The sequence below is a fragment of the Dyella japonica A8 genome (assembly GCF_000725385.1).
GTDB classification, from domain to species: Bacteria; Pseudomonadota; Gammaproteobacteria; order Xanthomonadales; family Rhodanobacteraceae; genus Dyella; species Dyella japonica_C.
This window is the reverse complement of sequence record NZ_CP008884.1, coordinates 1,959,150-1,977,030: the sequence shown is the minus strand read 5'-3', so window position 1 is coordinate 1,977,030 and position 17,881 is coordinate 1,959,150. Positions and strand designations below refer to the sequence as shown.

The following is a 17,881-nucleotide window of genomic DNA, read 5'->3' as shown; positions in this document are numbered from 1 at the left end:
AAGTCATCGCTCGCGCGATCTCATCGCGCGATGCGTCATCGTGTTGAAACGATCACGCGCAAGGCGTTGATCGCCGGCGTGTCGCCGCCGCCAGCACTGCTGCAATGCGAAAGTTTGTCGTCGCTCGCATGCGCCATGCGCGCGTCGCACGTTCATTTTTTGAACCGACAACTGACCGCTCTTCATCATTTCGCCGGATGAATACAGGCGATGTTCATCGCCGACGAACTATTCCTTCACGGGTCCGGCCACTGACGCATTGCATCAACCAGGAACGTCTTCCCCCGACGCGCGGCAAGGTCGCCACCACTTCCCGGACATCAAATCACCGGCCGCCGTCTCCCTGAGATGTGCTTCCTCCCGCCCCGCTTCGGCGTACGGGCGCAGGCGTCTGCGCGACGTCCTTTTGCAAAGGCGAATGTTTTGAAGACCGAACTCCTGCCGACCGACCGTTTGCCTCACATCACGCCGGAGCCGCGACGAAAATTGGCGCCGCCTCCCCGGCCATCACCGCTCGCCGCGGTTCCCCGCCTGGCCGGCTATGCCGTGCTTGGCTTCATCGCATGGCTGCTCATTTCCACGCTGCTCGAACCCTGGCTCTCCAACCAGGCGACGCGCGCCGTGCTCAACGCGCCGGCGATGCTCATCACCACGCCCATCAGCGGCACGGTCAGCGAACTGCACGCGCAGAACGGCCAGCCCATCGAACCGGGACAAACCATCGCGGTGGTGAAGAACGGCACCGTGGCCCGCGATGCGCTGACCACCCTGCTCACCCAGCGGCTGGAATTGCAGAGCCGGCTGGACGACGTCAACAACCGCGTCGTAGCCGACCAGCGCCTGCTCGAGTACGCCAACAACCAGTACCAGCAATACCAGGGCGCAAACGTCGCGCAGCTCAAGAACGCCTACGCCTCCATGCAAGCACAGCAAAGTGCCGCCGAGGCAAAACTCGAGGCACTGGATACGAAGTACCAGCGCGCCATGAACCTGGAGCGTGACGGCGCGGTCAGTGCCGCCACCGTATCGGCTGCCCGCGCCGAGGCCGACGCTGCGCGCGCCGAAGCCGACGCGCTGGACAAGAGCGCCCTTGGCCTCGGCCAGAGCCTGAAGGCCGCACAAGGTGGCGTATACGTCGCATCGGGCCAGAGCAGCAACGACCAGCTCACCCAGCTGGCGCAGCGACGCACCGACCTGCAGAGCAGCATCACGGGTGAAAAGGCGCAGATCGATGCCCTGACCAAGCAATTGAGCGATCTCAACACCCTGGTCGGGCATGAACAGGATCGTGTGCAGACGCTGTCCGACTACGTGGTGAAGGCGGTGGGCACGGGTACGGCGCAGGAGATCGTGGCGCCGGTCGGCACCCAGGTCACCGCGGGTGCGACGCTCGTGCGTGCCACCGATTGCAGCAAGACGAATGTCGTTGCCGTGTTCCCCTCGCGGATGGCCGGCCGCCTGAATGTCGGCACGCGCCTGCGCGTGAAGATCGATGGTTCGGCGCAGCCCCACGACGCGCACATCACGCAGTTGTTGCCCACCGTCAACGAAGCGCTGCAGAATACCTACAGCGCCCCCTTCCCGTATGCTGAGGACGGCTCCGTCTACGCGCTTGCGCAATGGGACGACCAGGACGGCACCACGGCAGGCCCAGCACCCTGCACGCCAGGCCGTAGCGTCACGGCCAGCCTGCGCTGAACGATCGATGGAGGCTTCCATGTCCATGCGACGACACTATTTCCTGGGTATCGGCGTGGCTTTGGCGATGATCGTCGCCCGGCCCGCCCCCGCCACCGATACCCAGCGACAGCCACTCGCGCAGTCCACCTGCACGGCGCTGCGCGCTGCGGCAGCGGCCGTGCCCGGCCAGGGGCCGATGTTCCTGCCGAGCTACCCCAGCCTGCAGCCCGGCGCGGAGAAAGCGCTGGAAAACGTGGCCTTTGTGTATGACAACGCACTGGCCGGTATCGCGCTCACCGCGTGCGGCGATGCCGCGCAAGCCAGACGCATTGCCGACGCCGTGCTGCTCGCCGCCTCGCACGACCCCAACTTCCATGACGGTCGCCTACGCAATGCCTATCGCAGCGGCGCGATCGTCAACGACAAAGTCGAACTACCGGGTTACTGGCAGAGCCAGGGCAATTACTGGAGCCAGGACCCGTACCAGACAGGAACCGCCACCGGCAATTCCGCGTGGGCGGCGCTGCTGCTGCTGACGGTGTACGACAACACGCACGACCGACGCTACCTCGGTGGCGCCGTGGCACAACTGCACTGGATACAGGCGCACACACTCGGTACCGCACCGGCGGCTTATGAAGGCGGCGTGTTCGGCTACGACAACGCGCAGCGTCCGCAGCACTGGAAAGCCACTGAGCACAATCTGGACGTCTATGCAGCCGCGACATGGGCAGCCCGCGAAAGCGGTGATGCCACGTTGACGCAGCAGGCCACCGTCGCGGGCGACTTCGTGAAGTCCATGTGGGACACGAGCGAGCATCGCTTCCTGGTCGGCACGCTGGATGACGGCAAGACGCTCTCGCGGGACAAGTCGGGCCTCGACGCGCAGGCTTGGCCGCTGCTCGCATTCCAGCCCCATCCCGGTGAGTGGAACCAGGTTTGGCCGTGGATCGAGTCGCAGCATCGTAGTGGCGAGGGCTACGGCTACCGCCGCCAGCCCGATGGCGTGTGGACCGAAGGCACGGCGCAGGTCGCCACGGCCCTGCAAGCCAGCGGCAAACCGGTGCCGGACACGTTGTGGCAACTCCTGGCGGCCCAGCGCAGCACCGGCGGGATGCTCTACGCCACGCCGCAGGCACGCATAGCCACCGACTTCGCGATTGGCCCGATGTCGACGTATGCCGACTTCTTCTACTACCACCAGCCGCACCTCGGTGCGACGGCCTGGGCCGCGCTGGCAGCCAAGGGCTGGAACCCCTTCACGGGTCGCCCGATCACCCGCGTGGAGTAGATGCCATGAGCTTCCCGTTCGATCAGACGACCGTGATTGAGGTGGTCGGGCTGACCTTGATGATGGGTATCGGCCTGGCCTGCGTTGCCAATCCGAACCGCGCCTTCGACCGGCTGGTCTTCGGCGCCTTCTCGGGCGGCCTGCTGTTGCGCTATGCGCTCTGGCGCACCAGCGACACGCTGCCGGATGCCTCGCACGGCTTCGCCAGTGTGTGGGCTTACCTGTTCTACGCCTTCGAGATGGTGTCGATCATCTACACGCTGGCGGCCATCGTGGTCATGGTGCGGCGACGTGACAACGCGCCCCTGGCGGATGAAGGCGAAGCGCGTCTGCGCGCAGCCGGCCAGCGCGTGCCGGCCGTAGACGTGTTCATCGCCACCTATAATGAGGACTGGCCGATTCTTGAAAAAACCATCGTCGCCGCGCGCGCGATCGACTACCCGCATGTCAATGTGTGGGTACTCGACGATACGCGCCGCGACTGGCTGCGCGACCGCTGCGCGGACCTGGGCGTGTTCTATGCGCGCCGGCCCGACAACACGCACGCCAAGGCAGGCAACCTCAACAACGGCCTGCGGCTTTCCGCCCGGCAGACCAATTCGCCTTACATCCTGGTGCTGGACGCGGACTTCGCACCACAGAAGAACATCCTCCATCGCATGCTCGGCCTGTTCGCCGACCCCAGGGTCGCCCTGGTGCAGACGCCGCAGTTCTACTACAACGCCGATCCGATCCAGCACAACCTGGGCACCACCGACAGCTGGGTGGACGAGCAGCGCGTGTTCTTCGACGTGTTCCAGCCCTCGCGCGACGCGTGGGACTCGGCGTTCTGCGTCGGCACCTCGTTCGTGGTGTCGCGCCAGGCCATCACCGAGGCCGGCGGCTTCCCCACCGACAGCGTGTGCGAGGACATCCACACCACCTACCTGCTGCGCCGCTGCGGCTACATCACGCGCTGGCTCAACGAACGTCTCTCGGTGGGCCTGTCCGCCGAAGGGCTGATTGAATACATCAACCAGCGCGGCCGCTGGTGCCTGGGCACCGTGCAGGTGGCCCTGCTCAAGGATGGCCCGCTACGCGGCAGGGGCTACAGCCTGATCGACCGCCTGCACTATGCCCACGGCATGCTGCACTGGATCAGCAAGCCGTTCCTGCTGATGATGCTGGTGGCGCCGGTGCTGTACTGGTACTTCGGCATCGCTTCGTTCTACACCACGCCGGAGCAGTTCCTGTTCTTCGGCTTGCCGGCGCTGCTCGCGTCCTTCTGCTACGGCCCGTGGATCACCGGGCGCAGAACCCTGCCGATCTTCACCGAGGTGACGCAACTGGTGGCGGCCTATGCCGTGACCATGACGATGATCTCCGCGCTGTTCCGCCCGTTCGGACGTCCGTTCAAGGTCACCGCCAAGGGGCTGGACAACAGCAAGGTGGTGGTGCACTGGAAACTCGCGGGTTTCTTCATCGCACTGATGCTGTGCCTGCAGGCCGGCGCGGTGAGCACGGTGATGCATGCCGACATGAACGGCGGCACGGTGTTCAACCTCGCGTGGACCGTTGTCGCCCTGGTGCTCGACCTGGCGGCCATCATGGCGTGCGTGGACTTGCCGCGCCCGCGCGGCGAGGAGCGGTTTCCGTTCGTGGCATCCACCCGCTGGCGCATTGGCGCCCATGAAGAGACCAGCGAGTTCGTCGACATTTCGCTGAGCGGCGCCGCGCTACGGCGTACCGCGGTGATGCCCCAACCCGGCGAGCGGCTGCAGCTGCTGGTGCCCGACGTGGGCTGGGTGCCTGCACGCGTGACTCGCCATAGCCGGCGTCGCCTGTGCGTCGCCTTTGAAACCAGCGAGGCACTGCGCCATCGCCTGATCGAGCTGATCTTCAGCCAGGCGCCGCACAACATCGCCGTTGCCGCGCGCCCCCTGCGCGCCTTCTCCCGCCTGGCGCGACTCGCCGGCCTGCCCATCTCTTCGCGCTGACTCCGGAGATCTCCATGAAGCTTTCGATTGTTGCCGCCGCTGTCGCGGCCGCCCTGCTCACGGCCTGCACCTTGGAGCCGGCCTACCGGCGACCCACCCTGCCGGTACCGGACAGCTACCCGACCCAGGCCAGCACCAATCAGGCGTCGCCCGCACCGGCGCCCGCGCTGCCCGCGCTGCCCGCGCTGGACTGGAAGGACTTCTTCAAGGATCCGGTGCTGCAGCAACTGATCGACATCGCGCTGGCAAACAACCGCGACCTGCGCGTGGCCGCCGCCAACATGACCGAGGCGCGCGCCGGCTACGGCGTGTCCCGCGCCAGCCTGTTCCCCGAGATCGATCTGCAGGGCTACGCAGGCCGCCAGCGCCTGCCCGGCGTGACCCAGCAGCCGGCCAACGGCGCACTCGGCCCGATCCAGAACAACCGCGCCAAGGCCAGCACCATCAACACCTTCCAGGCCCAGGCGGGCCTGACCAATTACGAGCTGGATTTCTTCGGCCGCCAACGCTCGTCCGTGCACGAGGCCGGCAAGCTCGCCGAAGCCAGTGCCGCGGATTACCAGGCCGCGCGCATCGCGGTGATCGGCGAAGTGGCCAATGCCTATCTCTCGCTCAACGCCGACCGCGCCCTGCTCCAGCTGGCCCAGCAGACGCTGGATGCGCAGCAACAGCATGCGCAGGTGATGCAGAAGGCTTTCCATGATGGCGGCGTATCGGAGTTCGACATGCGCCGCTCGCAGACGCAGGTGAGCACCGCGCAGGTGGACGTGGCGGACATGCAGACCCGCATCGCCAAGGACATCAACGCCATGTCAGTGCTGCTCGGCCAGCAGCTCCCCAACGGCTACGCGACGCCCAACCCATGGCAGGCGCCGCTGTTGACCGACGTGCCGGCCGGGCTGCCTTCCTCGCTGCTCGATCGCCGCCCCGACATCGTGGCCGCCGAAGACCGGCTGCGTGCGTCCAATGCGGACATCGGCCGCGCCCGCGCCGCGTTCTTCCCCAACATCGCCCTTACCGCGGCGCTGGGCACCCTGAGCGGCGGCCTTTCCAGCCTGTTCTCCGGTGGGGCGCTGGCATGGAGTGCAGGCACCTCCGCTGCCATGCCACTGCTGGACTGGGGCAGGAATAAGAATGAGCTGTCCGCCAGCAAGGCACGCAACAGCGGCGCCACGGCCGCCTACGAAGGCGCAGTGCAGCAGGCCTTCCGCGAAGTGGCCGATGCGCTGGCCGTGCGCGACCACATCGTTCCGCAGCTCAAGGCGCAGCAGGACCTGGTGGACCAATCGCAGCACGTTTATGCCATCTCCCAGGTCCGCTTCAAGGAAGGCCTGGACGACTACATCGCCACGCAGGACGCCCAGCGCTCGCTGTACGCCGCCCAGCAGAAGCTGGTCAGCCTGGAGCTCGACCAAGCGGTCAACCAGGTCAACCTCTACAAGGCCCTGGGTGGTGGCTGGAACGGTGCCGCGAACCCGCCGGCCGGCGTCGCCCAGGCCGTATCGCCGACGCCGGCGGTGGCTGGCGCTCGCTGAGCCGAACACCCCGTCCCCGGCCGCCCGCCGGGGACGGGCCGGCGCCTTGTTCCTGAATCGTCACGAATTTTCCGCTAGACTGACTATTCCGCCCGGCTTTGGGCAGCACCCGCACGAGTAATGAACGAGGACCCTGGCAGTACCAGCGGCCCGGCCCACCGCAGTTGGTGGGATCGACTGGGCCACATGTTTTCCGGCGAGCCGCGCAACCGGAAGGAGCTCATCGACGAGCTGCGCACCGCCCAGGCCAACGGCCTGATGTCTCCGGACACCCTGACCATGGTCGAGGGTGCCATCAAGGTCACCGAGCTGAGCGTGGACGACGTGATGGTCCCGCGCGCCCAGATCGTGATGATCTCCGCCGACGCCCCCGTGCCCGAGATCCTCGGCACCGTCGTTGAGTCCGGCCACTCGCGCTTTCCCGTGCATGGCGAGGACAAGGACGACATCCTCGGCATCCTGCTCGCCAAGGACCTGCTCCGCCTCGTGGGCAACGGCGACCATTTCGACATCGCCAGCGTGCTGCGCCCGGCAGTGCTCATTCCCGAATCCATGCGCTTGAACGTGCTGCTGGCGGAGTTCCGCCACACGCGCAACCACATGGCCCTGGTGGTGGACGAATACGGTGGCGTCGCCGGCCTGATCACCATCGAGGACGTGCTGGAGCAGATCGTCGGCGAGATCGACGACGAGCACGACGATGAGGAAGAACCCACGCTGATGCACGAGCAATCGGGCGGCGGCTGGGTGGTCAGCGCCCTCACCCCGATCGCCGACTTCAACGAACAGACCGGCGCCCATTTCTCTGACGAGGAGTTCGACACGGTGGGTGGCATGTGCACCTCCGAGTTCGGCCACCTGCCGGAAGTGGGCGAGGAAATCGTCATCGGCGACTACCTGTTCCACGTCACCGAAGCGGATGACCGTCGCGTGCAGGCGTTCCGCGTGACCCGGCTGCAGGAAGGCTGATCGTGTCCCTGTGCGGCAGGACGCCAGCGCCGTCGCTGCTGGGGCGCTTCATGGCCGGTATCGCGTGCCTGTTGCTGGGCTGCCTGCTGCTGATGCCGGCGCCGGCGCGCGCCGGCGTCGCCAATGCCCCGGGCAGCAACCTCGAGGTATCGCTGATCACCTACGGCCCGGGCGAAACCTACTGGGAACGCTTCGGCCACGACGCCATCGAGCTGCGCGACACCGTGAGCGGCGAAGCCGTCACGTTCAACTACGGCGTGTTCGACTTCGACGAAAGCGGCTTCTTGCTGAACTTCGCGCGCGGCCAGATGCACTACCTGATGGATGCGGCGCCATCCGAGGTGGACCAGCGCTACTACACCGAAGTAGGCCGCTCGGTAACGCGGCAGCACCTGGCCTTCACGCCGGCACAGGCGGCGGACCTGCGCGACTACCTGCTGTGGAACCTGCAGCCGGAAAACGTGCGCTATGAATACGACTACTACGTGCGCAACTGCGCCACGCGCGTGCGCGATGCGCTGGACAAGGCGCTGGGCGGCACCCTGAAGCCACAGCTCGAAGCGCGCCCCGGCGGCATGACATTCCGCCAGCAAACCGCCCGCCTGATGAGCCAGCAGGCATGGCTGATGCTGATCCTGGATCTCGGCCTCGGCCCCTACGCGGACCAGCCGCTCAACGCCTGGCAGGAAAGCTTCCTGCCGGAGGTGCTGCAGCAAGAGATCAACCACGTCACCGTCGCCAGCATCGACGGCAAGGCACAGCCGCTGGTGCTGAGCCAGAACCTCCTGTCGCCCAACCGCCTCGTCCCACCGCCGGCCGAGGCGCCCGACCTGCGCCTGCCACTCGCCCTGGCGGGCCTGGCACTCGCCGCGCTGCTCGCCAGCGCCCATCGCTTCGCGCCGACGGCCTATGCCCTGCTGGGCTCGCTTTACCTGGTGCTGGCCGGCCTGGTCGGCGTGGTGCTGCTGATCCTGTGGACGCTCACCACCCACCACTCGGCATGGGCCAACGCCAACCTGCTGCTGTTCAACCCGCTGGCCTTCCTCCTGCTGCGCGCCCTGTGGCGTTCACGCAAGCACCTTGCCACCTCGCGCCTCGCCAACGGCGTGATCGTCGTGCAGCTGGTCGCCGTACTGATCGCCTGCGCCCTGCATCTGCTTTCGGGTGTCGTCCAGCAGAACCAGCCGTGGCTGCTGTTTGCGCTGCCGGTGTGGTTGGTGATGGCGTGGTCGCTTCGCCACAGGCCATCCTGAAGCGAAAACCGATCGTCGACGCTTCGTTATTGCGACGCAGTAGCAGGCACGAGTGCGGCGCCCTCGCCCAAGACGCCTATCCGGCGCGCGAGCCCTGGTGCCAACGACGCTGCGAAACTGGCTGTGAGGTGCTGCGAATCGCGGAAAATAATGACTCCGTGCTGCTCCGCCCTGCAGATTCCGCTGGGACAAATCAGGTCATTCATGTCGACCATTCGGACATTGCCGAATTGGGCTCCGGCTTGCTGCAGCCATTGGAAGACGGCGGTGTCGTGCGCATCGGACGCGGGAGCCTCACATGCCTGCAATGCCGCCAACCACTTGGGCCGTCCCTCATGCTCGGACAGGCAGTCAGGCCCGTCAAACGGCAGGCGCGGCGTCCCGCGCAAAATGACGACGCGCCCAACGGAACCATCGATCTGTTGCAGCACGCGCGACGTTCCGTCAACCCACTGCGCCCGGCTGAAACCATTGGTCGCAACCGTACTGAGCAGCACGATATCAGGATGCATCGCGGCGACCTGCGCCAGCGCATCCCGTCGCCATATCGTGCACTCGGTGTACTCCCTTCCGATCCTCGCGTAAAAAAACGGCTGGTCCACCATCGGACAAGCCGACTTGGTGAGCACCACAAGACGCCAACCAGCATCCGCGAAAACGCGAAAGACCGCAGGAAACCATTGTCCGGCGACGCTATCGCCCATCAGTACCACGGTGTGATCAGCGTTCGATGGCCCAAAACTGCACGGCCGCACCTCACTTCCGCGGTACCAGTCATCGCAGCCCCTGGCGTAGATCACGGGCGAATCGCTGCGTGCCCGGGCATATCGCTGCATGTCGGCGCCATCCATGCGCCCGGCCGCGACATCGAACCACTGCATCGAAAGAAGGTTCACTAGCACGACGACAGCAAGGCAACCGAAGAGCGCCAGCCTCCGGCGCTTCAGCCACCACGCCTGATGCCGGGTCGGATACTCAACGAAACGGTACGAAATACACGCGACGCACAGTGAACCCAGTACAGCTGCGGCGCTCACCCACGGACCGCGAGAGCCGACTACCGCATGGCCGAGCAGGAGCGCTGGCCAATGCCATAGGTACCACGCGTAGGAAATTCGGCCCAGCGCCTGAAGCGGGCGCAACGAAAGCACGCGCGCCGCACCGCTAACCGTTCCATGCGACCCCGCCCAGACCATCGCCACAGCCCCAAGCGCTGGCACCATGGCGCGCCAGCCGGGATAGGGAACGTGACTGTCGAACGTCACGGCCGCTGTCAGCACGGCGCCCAACCCCAGCCAGCCGACAACCCACGGCAACCAGGGCTTGACCCGCTGTCCGGACATGCCCTCTGCCGCACCACGAAAACCAAGCCAAACCAGCGCGCCTGCAGCGAATTCCCAGGCTCGTACCGGCATCATGTAGAAGGCGAACTGGGGAAACCACGACGTGAGCAGCCAACTTGAGGCGAGGCTCACCAACGCAATACCCAACATCACCGCGCGCAACCGTCCTATGCGCGTGAGCCCGTGCCCGTTTCCCAGTGCCAGCAGCATCAGCAGGGGCCAGACCAGGTAAAATTGCTCCTCCACGCCGAGGGACCACGTATGCAGAAACAGGTTGGTATCCGTTCCCGCAGCGAAGTAATCCATCTGTGCCAACGCGAAATGGATGTTGCTCGCCCATAGCGCTGCCATGGCCGCCGCACTGGCTTGCTGGAGCTGCTCTCCCGGCGCAAGCACCACCGCGGCAAGTAGTGAAACCACCACCAGCATCAGGATCAGCGCGGGCAGCAGGCGACGGAATCGGCGGAGGTAGAACGCATCGAACGCCAATCGCCCGGTCCGGCTTATCTCGTCGAGCAGCAGCCCCGTGATCAGGAAGCCCGAAAGGACAAAGAACACATCCACACCAACGAAACCACCGGCAAGCCAGGGCACGCCGGCATGCGCGCCGACCACCAGCAGGATGGCAATCGCCCGCAACCCTTCGATATCACCCCGGTACCCCAGTCGGTAGTCTTCCCGCTTCATGGATCTATCATGCCCCCTGCCCTAGGGTTCGAATAATAGCGCCCGCCATCGACCCGGGCTGTGCTGAGCCGCAAGAACCAAAATTGCCCCCGAACCTCTGGAAGCGGCATCATGCACGCCATGCACTCCACGCCGCCCAAGTTGCAAGAAGACCCCTCCACCGGCGCCATGGTGGTCAATTGCGTGGCCTACCGCTTCGACGGTCAACGCATCGGCGATATCAGTGTTGACGATATCAGCGAGGTGTTGAAGCAGCCCGATACCTTCGTATGGGTGGGGCTGCATGAGCCTGATGAGACGCTGCTGCACAAGCTGCAGGAAGAATTCGACCTGCACGATCTGGCGATCGAAGACGCCCAGCACGCGCACCAGCGCACCAAGATCGAGGCTTACGGCGACTCCTTGTTCGTAGTAGTGCAGACGGCGCAACTGGTCAGCGGCCATATCGCCTTCGGCGAGACGCATGTGTTCCTGGGGCCGCGCTACCTGGTCACGGTGCGGCATGGCGCGTCGCTTTCCTACGCCCCCGCCCGCCGCAATTGCGAACACACGCCTGAATTGCTCGCACTGGGCCCGGCCTATGGTCTTTACGGCGTGCTCGATTTCATCGTCGACAATCTGCTACCTATCGTGCGCGACTTCCGCGAAGAGTTGCAGGAGTTGGAGAAAGACATCTTCTCTGACACTTTCAAGCGCAGCACCATCCGGCGCTTGTACGACATGCAGCGCGACCTGATGACGCTGAGGCTGGCCGTAGCCCCCATGCAGGACATCATCAGCCAGCTGGTGCGACAGCATCCGCAACTCATCCCCGACGAACTGCGCGCGTACTTCCGCGACGTGTATGACCACGTCTTCCGCGTCAACGAATCGATCAGCGCGATGCGCGAAATGCTCGCCGCGGCCATCAACGTCAATCTGTCGCTGGTCACCTTCGGCCAGAACGAAGTCATGAAGCGCCTGGCGGGCTACGCCGCCATGCTGGCCGCCCCTACCCTGATCACCAGCTGGTACGGAATGAACTTCACCCACATGCCGGAGCTCGCGAAGCCCTGGGCCTACCCCGTGATCATCGGGCTTGTGCTCACGATCGTGGTGACGATCTACATCACGCTCAAGCGTAATCGCTGGCTGTGACGCCTCGTTATCTCCTGCACCAAAGCTGATGAGACGCATCGGGAACCGGATCACGGTTCCCGATGCAGGCCCGCCCTGCCTCTGGCCTGAGCGCCCCGGGCACCCTACCATGCAAGATTGGGCGCCTCCGGGCACCTGCTGCCGGCCATACGCGCCGGTTGCCATACTAAAGACGTAGGCAAGAACAGCTCAAAGCGCAGGGGTGGGAAGCAATGAATAGGGGACTGATGCGCGGTTTGGCCGTCGCGATCCTGGCCGCCGTGGCATTCGTTTATCTACCGGTGATTCACGGCAAATTCCTGTGGGACGACTGGCCGAGCTTCCGCGATCTCCAGGGCGAGCAGTGGCTGCACTACGTTTTTCGTGATTTCAACCGCTGGAACCTTTACTTCCGGCCCCTGACGGTTGCGTTCTTTGCGTTTCAGATCAAGCTGTTCCATAGCCAGCCCGAGCCCATGCATGTAGTGCTCCTGGTCATCCACCTGATCAATGTCTCTCTGGTCGGTGTGCTCGCGAACCGTATCGGATACCTGAAAGAAGCCACCGAATCTCGTAGATCATGGACGGCGCTTGTTTGCATGCTCGTCTACGGACTTCATCCTGCGCTGATCGAATCAGTGTCCTGGATCGGCTGCCAGTTCGATCAGATCACGACCATGGTCACGCTATGCGGCCTGATCACCAACGCTTACATACAAAGGCCTATCCTGCGCGCAGGCGCACTGTCTTTTATCTTCTTCGTGGCCGCGTGCTGCAAGGAAGCTGCGTCTGTCTTTCCTCTGCTGGTCGTCCTCTTTGACTGGGCCTTGTTTGCACAGAACGGCGAGCGCACGCCCCAAGCCATCATCGGCACCGTGCTTCGTCGCAACTGGCGTGCCTATGCCGCCATGCTGGCCTGCGGCATCGCCTACCTGGGACTGCGGCACTGGGCACTTGGCGAGGTGAACTACCTGCAAAGTAGCGCGACCACCGCCTGGTTTGCGCGATTCCAGGAAATCTGCTTTGTCTACATGCGTTACCTGAGGATCCTGGTCTGGCCCATTGCAGGCATGGGGCCATTGCATCCCGTGGATGTGACACAGTTCAGATACGCCACGGCGACGTCTATCCTGAACGACCTCGCCACCCTGAGCATCGTCGCGGGTGGTCTGTATTTGGCTGTCCGGCGTGGCTCACCTCTGGGCTTCGTCATACTTGCGGTAACCGGTGCGCTGCTGCCGGTGCTGCATATCCTGCCGGTCGTTTTTGAACGCAGCAGCCTTTTCCATGAGCGTTACGCAACCATGGCGTTGGCCGTTGGCTGTGCCATGCTGCCGTTGCTGAAGTGGCCGCGCATCGCAGCCTTTAGCAAAGGCACTACGGGAATGGCTCGCCTGCTCGGCCCCGCCGTGCTTTTCCTGTGGCTGATGTTTGCGATCATCGACATCCGCACCATTGTTCCTAACTGGGCAAATGACATTGCCCTTTGGCGCTGGGCCATAGCGCTGGACCACCATTCGTTGCTGGCGAAGGACTACCTTCTCATGGCATATGAAGACAGCGGTGATATCGACAGCGCGCTCTCCTTTGGCGACCAGCTACTGGCCGAACCCGTCACCTGTACGTCCTGCATGCTTCACTTCGCAAAGATCGCCCTGAACAAGAACGACACCGCACGAGCCGCAGCGGCGCTGGAAAAGGCCAGTCGTTCCACCTTGGTCAGGGCGAGCCCGGAAGCCCGACAGCTCTATTTGAGCGAGCTGGGCCAATGGCTCAACATGCAAGGCCGCCATGACGACGCCAGGCAGGCCTTTGAAGCAGCACTGGCACTCAAGCCCGATGATAATGATGCCAAGCGCGGGCTGGCCCAGGCGAATGCCTTCATCCACGATGCGAAGCAAATGCCATAGCAGGGACCGGGCGGTGCGTTCTCTCAAACGCCACGAGAGAACGCACCCGGCGCAGCAAGAGGCGCCAAGTCCGCCGGGAACGAAGTCACGAATTTGGCTTCACCCAAGTATGATCGCTGGCCCAGCATCGCGGGCTTCCCCTACTATCGGGACAATAGCCCGGCATTGGCCATGACCAGCCAGTCGGCGCGACATTCCACGAGATATTCAGCAACAAACGCATCAAGCGCAGGGGGTGCGCATGCAGTTCCGGTTGACTTATGGCCTCGGGGCGATCGCTCTGCTGGCGATTGCCCTTATCTATTGGCCTGTCGTCCACTTCAGTTTTGTCTGGGATGACTGGGTCAGCTTCGTCGAAACACCCTGGCTAACCCAGGGTGACGAGTGGAAGCATTACATTTTCCGCGACTTCAACGCCTGGACGTACTATTTCAGGCCGCTGGTCGTAGGGCTCTTTACCATGCAGGTGCGCCTGTTCCACAGCGCCCCGGAACCCATGCACGTCGTGTCACTCGCCCTCCACCTGATCGATGTGGCGCTGGTAGGAGTCCTGGCCTGGCGCTGCGCCACGCTCACTAACATGGATGCGGCCCGCCGGTCTTGGGTGGCGCCACTTTGCATGCTGATCTATGGGCTGCATCCAGCGCTTATTGAGACCGTCGCATGGGTTGGATGCCAGTTCGACCTGGTAGTAACGCTATTTGTGCTTCTTGGCCTGATTGCAAATCTCGGCATCCAGCGACGCGGACACCGGGCGAGCGTCATTGCGGTCATCTTCTTCCTGGCCGCTTGCTCGAAGGAAGCAGCCCTTTCATTCCCGTTCCTGCTGGTCCTGTTCGACTGGATGCTCTTCTCAGGTGATCAGGACACACGCTTTACCACCCGAATCGCCACGGTGCTCGGACGCAACTGGCCCGCCTATCTGGGTGTAGTACTCGCAGGAAGCGGCTATTTGATTTTCCGGCACTTTGCGCTGGGCTCCGTCACGGGCCAGGCCGCCTCCCCATCGGGTGGCCTAGTGGCACACCTGTACGAAATCAGCGTGGTTTACCTGCACTACCTTAAGGTCATCATCTGGCCTGTCGACGGCATGAACGTCATCCATCCGTATATGCCCGGTGACTTTCAGGGGCCGGCGACGCTGACGACGCTGCTGGCGATGGCCGCGGCCGCCATCGTCGTAGCCGGCGGTCTGTATGCGACGCTCCGGTTTAAGTCTGTCTTTGGCAGCATCATCGTTGCAATGACGGTAGCCCTGTTGCCGGTACTCCACATCATTCCCGTGGATTTCGAACTGAGCCTTTACCACGATCGCTACACCACCATGGCGCTGGCCATGGCGTGCTCCATGTTGCCGATGCTGCGCGCTCCTGCGCGACTCAAGCTGAGAGCAACAGAAAAGCTGGTCAGCTTGCTGGCAGGCGCTGGCATATTTCTCTGGCTTGCTTTTTCGATCGTCGCCATCCGCCTCATCACCCCCAACTGGGCGAACGACACGGCCCTATGGAACTGGGCGCTTTCGGCATACCCGCACTCCACGATCGCGAAGACCAATCTCCTCACCGCCTACGTTACCGACAAGGATTACCAGTCTGCCCGGAAGCTCGGCGATCGGGTTCTTGCTGACCCCACGTCATGCGTCACCTGCATGCTCAAGATTGCTGAACTGGCCGTCAACCAAGGCGACCCAAACAGAGCAGCTTTCGCACTTGAGCGAGCCCGCCGATCTCCACTGATCAACTCCGACAAGAAAACACTGCACGGTTACTATCTCCTCACGGGGAAAATGCTCATCCTGCAAGGGAAGCCGGACGATGCCGAGAACGTGCTTCGCGAGGCCTTATCGCTGGTGCCTGATGACCCGTTGACGAAGCAGGCCCTGGCTTCGATCACAACGGCACGGAACCAGGCGCCACAGGCACGCTAGAACGTCAGATACTCAAAAAAAAGAACGGCGGCCCATGGCCGCCGTTCTTTTTTTGCTTGAATGCACCCCTCAGTGGGCTGGGGAAGCATCCTTCGCCGTCCACTCCTTCAGCCACGCATTGACCGTCTCATGCCACTGCACACTGTTCTGCGGCTTGAGCACCCAGTGGTTCTCGTCCGGGAAGTGCAGCAGCTTGCTGGGGATGCCGCGGCGCTGCAGTGCCGTGAACGCACCCAGGCCCTGCGTGTCGGGAATGCGAAAATCCTTGGCCGAGTGGATCACCAGCATCGGCACGCGCCAGTCCTTGACGTGGTTGAGCGGGTTGAACTTCTCGTAGTTTTCCGGGTGCTCGTACTGCGTACCGCCGTTCTCGCGTTCCTCGAACCACAGCTCTTCGGTGTCGTAATACATGGCGCGGGTGTCGAACACGCCATCGTGGTCGACCAGGCACTTCCACGGCTGGTTCCACACGCCGGCGATCCAGTACGTCATGTAACCGCCGTAGCTGGCGCCCAGCGCACAGGCGCGGTCTGCGTCAAGGAAGCTGTACTTGGCCAGCGCGGCGCTCCAGCCGGCCTTGAGGTCTTCCAGCGGCTTGCCGCCCCAGTCACCCGAGATGGAATCGGTGAACGCCTGGCCGTAGCCCGTGGAGCCGTGGAAGTTGATGGTGACCACGGCAAAACCCTGCCCCGCATACGTCTGCGGATTCCAGCGGTAGCTCCATGCGTTGTTCATCGCACCCTGCGGACCGCCATGGATGATGAAGGCCACCGGGTACTTCTTGCCGGCCTTGTAGCCCACCGGCTTCACCACGTAACCCTGCACGGTCTCGTTGTTCCAGCCCTTGAAGGTGAAGAACTCCGGCTCGCCCATCTGCGTGTTCTTGAGGCGCTCGGCGTTGTAGTGCGTCACCTGCTTGAGGCCCTTGCCCTGCAGATCGACGGTGTACAAGTCGGCCGAACGCTTCAAGTCGTCACGCTGCACCAGCAGCGACGACTTGCCGAGCGAGTAACCACCCACTTCGCCGTTGGTGACCAGCGTGGTGGCCTTGCCACTGGCAACATCGATGGCAAACAGCGGACGCTGGCCATTGTCGTCGGCGGTGACGAAGAGCGTCTTGCCGTCGGCCGACACCTGCATGCCACCGGCGGAGCGATCCCATGCCGGCGCCACTTCGCGCTTCTGGCCGCTGACCAGGTCCAGCGCCATGATGCGGAAGCGATCCGCCTCGGATACGGGCACCTTCATGGCGAGGTAGTACAGCGTCTTGCCGTCCGGCGACGGTACCGGGAAGGCATCCCACGCCGGATTTTCCGCCGTCAGGTTGCGCGGTGCGGCGGAACCATCGGCCGGCACGCTGTAGACGTCGAAGTTGGTCGACCACGGCTCGCTCTTGCCGGCGATGCGCACGTCGAAGTACACGGTCTTGCCATCCGGCGAGAAGCTGAACTCGGCATCGTCACCGAAGGGCTTGCTCGGCAAGTCGCCATCGATGCCGCGCGTGAGCAATACCGGTTGTTCGGACGGGTGGTCGAGATCAGTGATGAAGAGCTGGGCACGGCGACCATCAGCCCAGGTATCCCAGTGGCGTACGAACAGCTTGTCGTAGACCGTGCCGGAAGCCTTGTCTTTCGCGCGGCCATCCAGGCGCTCCTTGGTGCAGGCCAGATCAGCGCAGTCGGTGAACACGCCAAAGGTGAGCAGTGCCTTCTTGCCATCGGGCGAGAGCTTGTAGCCATCCACGTCGACCGGTGCGTGCGTCACCTGCACGGCCGTGGCCGAGGCGCCGAGCGGACGCCGCCACAACTGCGACACGCCGTCCTTGTCGGCGACGTAGTAGATGGCCGAACCATCCGGCGCCCAGCGCGGCGAGGAAGCCCTCTCCACCAGCTTCACGGGCGTGCCGCCCTTGGCCAGGTCGAGCAGGTAGATCGACGTGATGCCCTTGTTCGCGGCGTAGTCGGTGGCGCGCACGGTATAGAGCGCCTGGCGGCCATCCGGCGACAGCTGCGGGTCGCCAACGCGATCCATCATCACCAGATCGCGGATATTGAACGGATGGGCACCGTGGTTTTCGACCTCGGCGGCCACGGCGGAGGTACCGGCCAGCGCGAGCGCCAGCGCGACGAACAGGGGTTTCATGGGTGGGTTCCTGGGTGGTGCGAAAGGGGTGACGGTAAGTGGCCCAAGGGGG

The 17,881-nt window shown here is 63.9% G+C and carries 12 protein-coding genes; 10 read left to right on the top strand and 2 right to left on the bottom strand.

The features are described from left to right. The first annotated feature begins 30 nt into the window (after positions 1–30). The 7 genes from HY57_RS21825 to HY57_RS08100 all read left to right on the top strand — a co-directional run bounded on the left by HY57_RS21825 (position 31) and on the right by HY57_RS08100 (position 8,704). Entirely contained in the window at positions 31–201 is a 171-nt protein-coding gene (locus tag HY57_RS21825; RefSeq protein WP_157786209.1) for a hypothetical protein, read from the top strand. 222 nt (positions 202–423) lie between these two features. Continuing rightward, the gene (locus HY57_RS08125) at positions 424–1,698 is read left to right on the top strand and encodes an HlyD family efflux transporter periplasmic adaptor subunit (protein ID WP_019467338.1); all 1,275 of its coding nucleotides are present in this window, start codon (positions 424–426) and stop codon (positions 1,696–1,698) included. Positions 1,699–1,717: 19 nt separating this feature from the next. Next, entirely contained in the window at positions 1,718–2,971 is a 1,254-nt protein-coding gene (locus tag HY57_RS08120) for a hypothetical protein (protein WP_200873909.1), read from the top strand. Positions 2,972–2,976: 5 nt separating this feature from the next. Further along, positions 2,977–4,947, top strand: coding sequence for a glycosyltransferase family 2 protein (locus HY57_RS08115; protein WP_019467336.1), 1,971 nt, complete (start codon positions 2,977–2,979; stop codon positions 4,945–4,947). 14 nt (positions 4,948–4,961) lie between these two features. After that, on the top strand, positions 4,962–6,482 hold the full coding sequence (locus HY57_RS08110; protein WP_019467335.1) for an efflux transporter outer membrane subunit: 1,521 nt from the start codon (positions 4,962–4,964) through the stop codon (positions 6,480–6,482). A gap of 120 nt (positions 6,483–6,602) precedes the next feature. Further along, entirely contained in the window at positions 6,603–7,451 is an 849-nt protein-coding gene (locus HY57_RS08105; RefSeq protein ID WP_019467334.1) for an HlyC/CorC family transporter, read from the top strand. A gap of 50 nt (positions 7,452–7,501) precedes the next feature. Next, on the top strand, positions 7,502–8,704 hold the full coding sequence (locus HY57_RS08100) for a DUF4105 domain-containing protein (protein WP_038580689.1): 1,203 nt from the start codon (positions 7,502–7,504) through the stop codon (positions 8,702–8,704). 26 nt (positions 8,705–8,730) lie between these two features. On the opposite strand, the gene HY57_RS08095 is transcribed toward HY57_RS08100, so the two are convergent. Then, entirely contained in the window at positions 8,731–10,734 is a 2,004-nt protein-coding gene (locus HY57_RS08095; RefSeq protein WP_019467332.1) for an acyltransferase family protein, read from the bottom strand. Positions 10,735–10,845: 111 nt separating this feature from the next. Here HY57_RS08095 and corA point away from each other — a divergent pair, with 111 nt between their 5' ends. From corA to HY57_RS08080, 3 genes are all read left to right on the top strand, one after another. Next, positions 10,846–11,871, top strand: coding sequence for a magnesium/cobalt transporter CorA (corA, locus tag HY57_RS08090; RefSeq protein WP_019467331.1), 1,026 nt, complete (start codon positions 10,846–10,848; stop codon positions 11,869–11,871). Positions 11,872–12,083: 212 nt separating this feature from the next. Next, positions 12,084–13,760, top strand: coding sequence for a tetratricopeptide repeat protein (locus HY57_RS08085; protein WP_144240792.1), 1,677 nt, complete (start codon positions 12,084–12,086; stop codon positions 13,758–13,760). 241 nt (positions 13,761–14,001) lie between these two features. Continuing rightward, positions 14,002–15,687 carry a tetratricopeptide repeat protein gene (locus tag HY57_RS08080; protein WP_026034291.1) on the top strand — a complete coding sequence of 562 codons (1,686 nt, stop codon included), beginning with the start codon at positions 14,002–14,004 and terminating at the stop codon, positions 15,685–15,687. A gap of 69 nt (positions 15,688–15,756) precedes the next feature. On the opposite strand, the gene HY57_RS08075 is transcribed toward HY57_RS08080, so the two are convergent. Beyond that, positions 15,757–17,829, bottom strand: a complete 2,073-nt coding sequence (locus HY57_RS08075) for an alpha/beta hydrolase family protein (RefSeq protein ID WP_019467328.1) — start codon at positions 17,827–17,829, stop codon at positions 15,757–15,759. Positions 17,830–17,881 lie beyond the last annotated feature (52 nt).

What these genes read in the sequence shown, in the direction of transcription:
- HY57_RS21825 (WP_157786209.1), top strand. Translation starts at nt 31, where the DNA reads ATGCGTCATCGTGTTGAAACGATCACGCGCAAGGCGTTGATCGCCGGC.
- HY57_RS08120 (WP_200873909.1), top strand. Translation starts at nt 1,718, where the DNA reads ATGTCCATGCGACGACACTATTTCCTGGGTATCGGCGTGGCTTTGGCG.
- HY57_RS08115 (WP_019467336.1), top strand. Translation starts at nt 2,977, where the DNA reads ATGAGCTTCCCGTTCGATCAGACGACCGTGATTGAGGTGGTCGGGCTG.
- HY57_RS08110 (WP_019467335.1), top strand. Translation starts at nt 4,962, where the DNA reads ATGAAGCTTTCGATTGTTGCCGCCGCTGTCGCGGCCGCCCTGCTCACG.
- HY57_RS08105 (WP_019467334.1), top strand. Translation starts at nt 6,603, where the DNA reads ATGAACGAGGACCCTGGCAGTACCAGCGGCCCGGCCCACCGCAGTTGG.
- HY57_RS08100 (WP_038580689.1), top strand. Translation starts at nt 7,502, where the DNA reads ATGGCCGGTATCGCGTGCCTGTTGCTGGGCTGCCTGCTGCTGATGCCG.
- HY57_RS08095 (WP_019467332.1), bottom strand. Translation starts at nt 10,734, where the DNA reads ATGAAGCGGGAAGACTACCGACTGGGGTACCGGGGTGATATCGAAGGG.
- corA (WP_019467331.1), top strand. Translation starts at nt 10,846, where the DNA reads ATGCACGCCATGCACTCCACGCCGCCCAAGTTGCAAGAAGACCCCTCC.
- HY57_RS08085 (WP_144240792.1), top strand. Translation starts at nt 12,084, where the DNA reads ATGAATAGGGGACTGATGCGCGGTTTGGCCGTCGCGATCCTGGCCGCC.
- HY57_RS08080 (WP_026034291.1), top strand. Translation starts at nt 14,002, where the DNA reads ATGCAGTTCCGGTTGACTTATGGCCTCGGGGCGATCGCTCTGCTGGCG.
- HY57_RS08075 (WP_019467328.1), bottom strand. Translation starts at nt 17,829, where the DNA reads ATGAAACCCCTGTTCGTCGCGCTGGCGCTCGCGCTGGCCGGTACCTCC.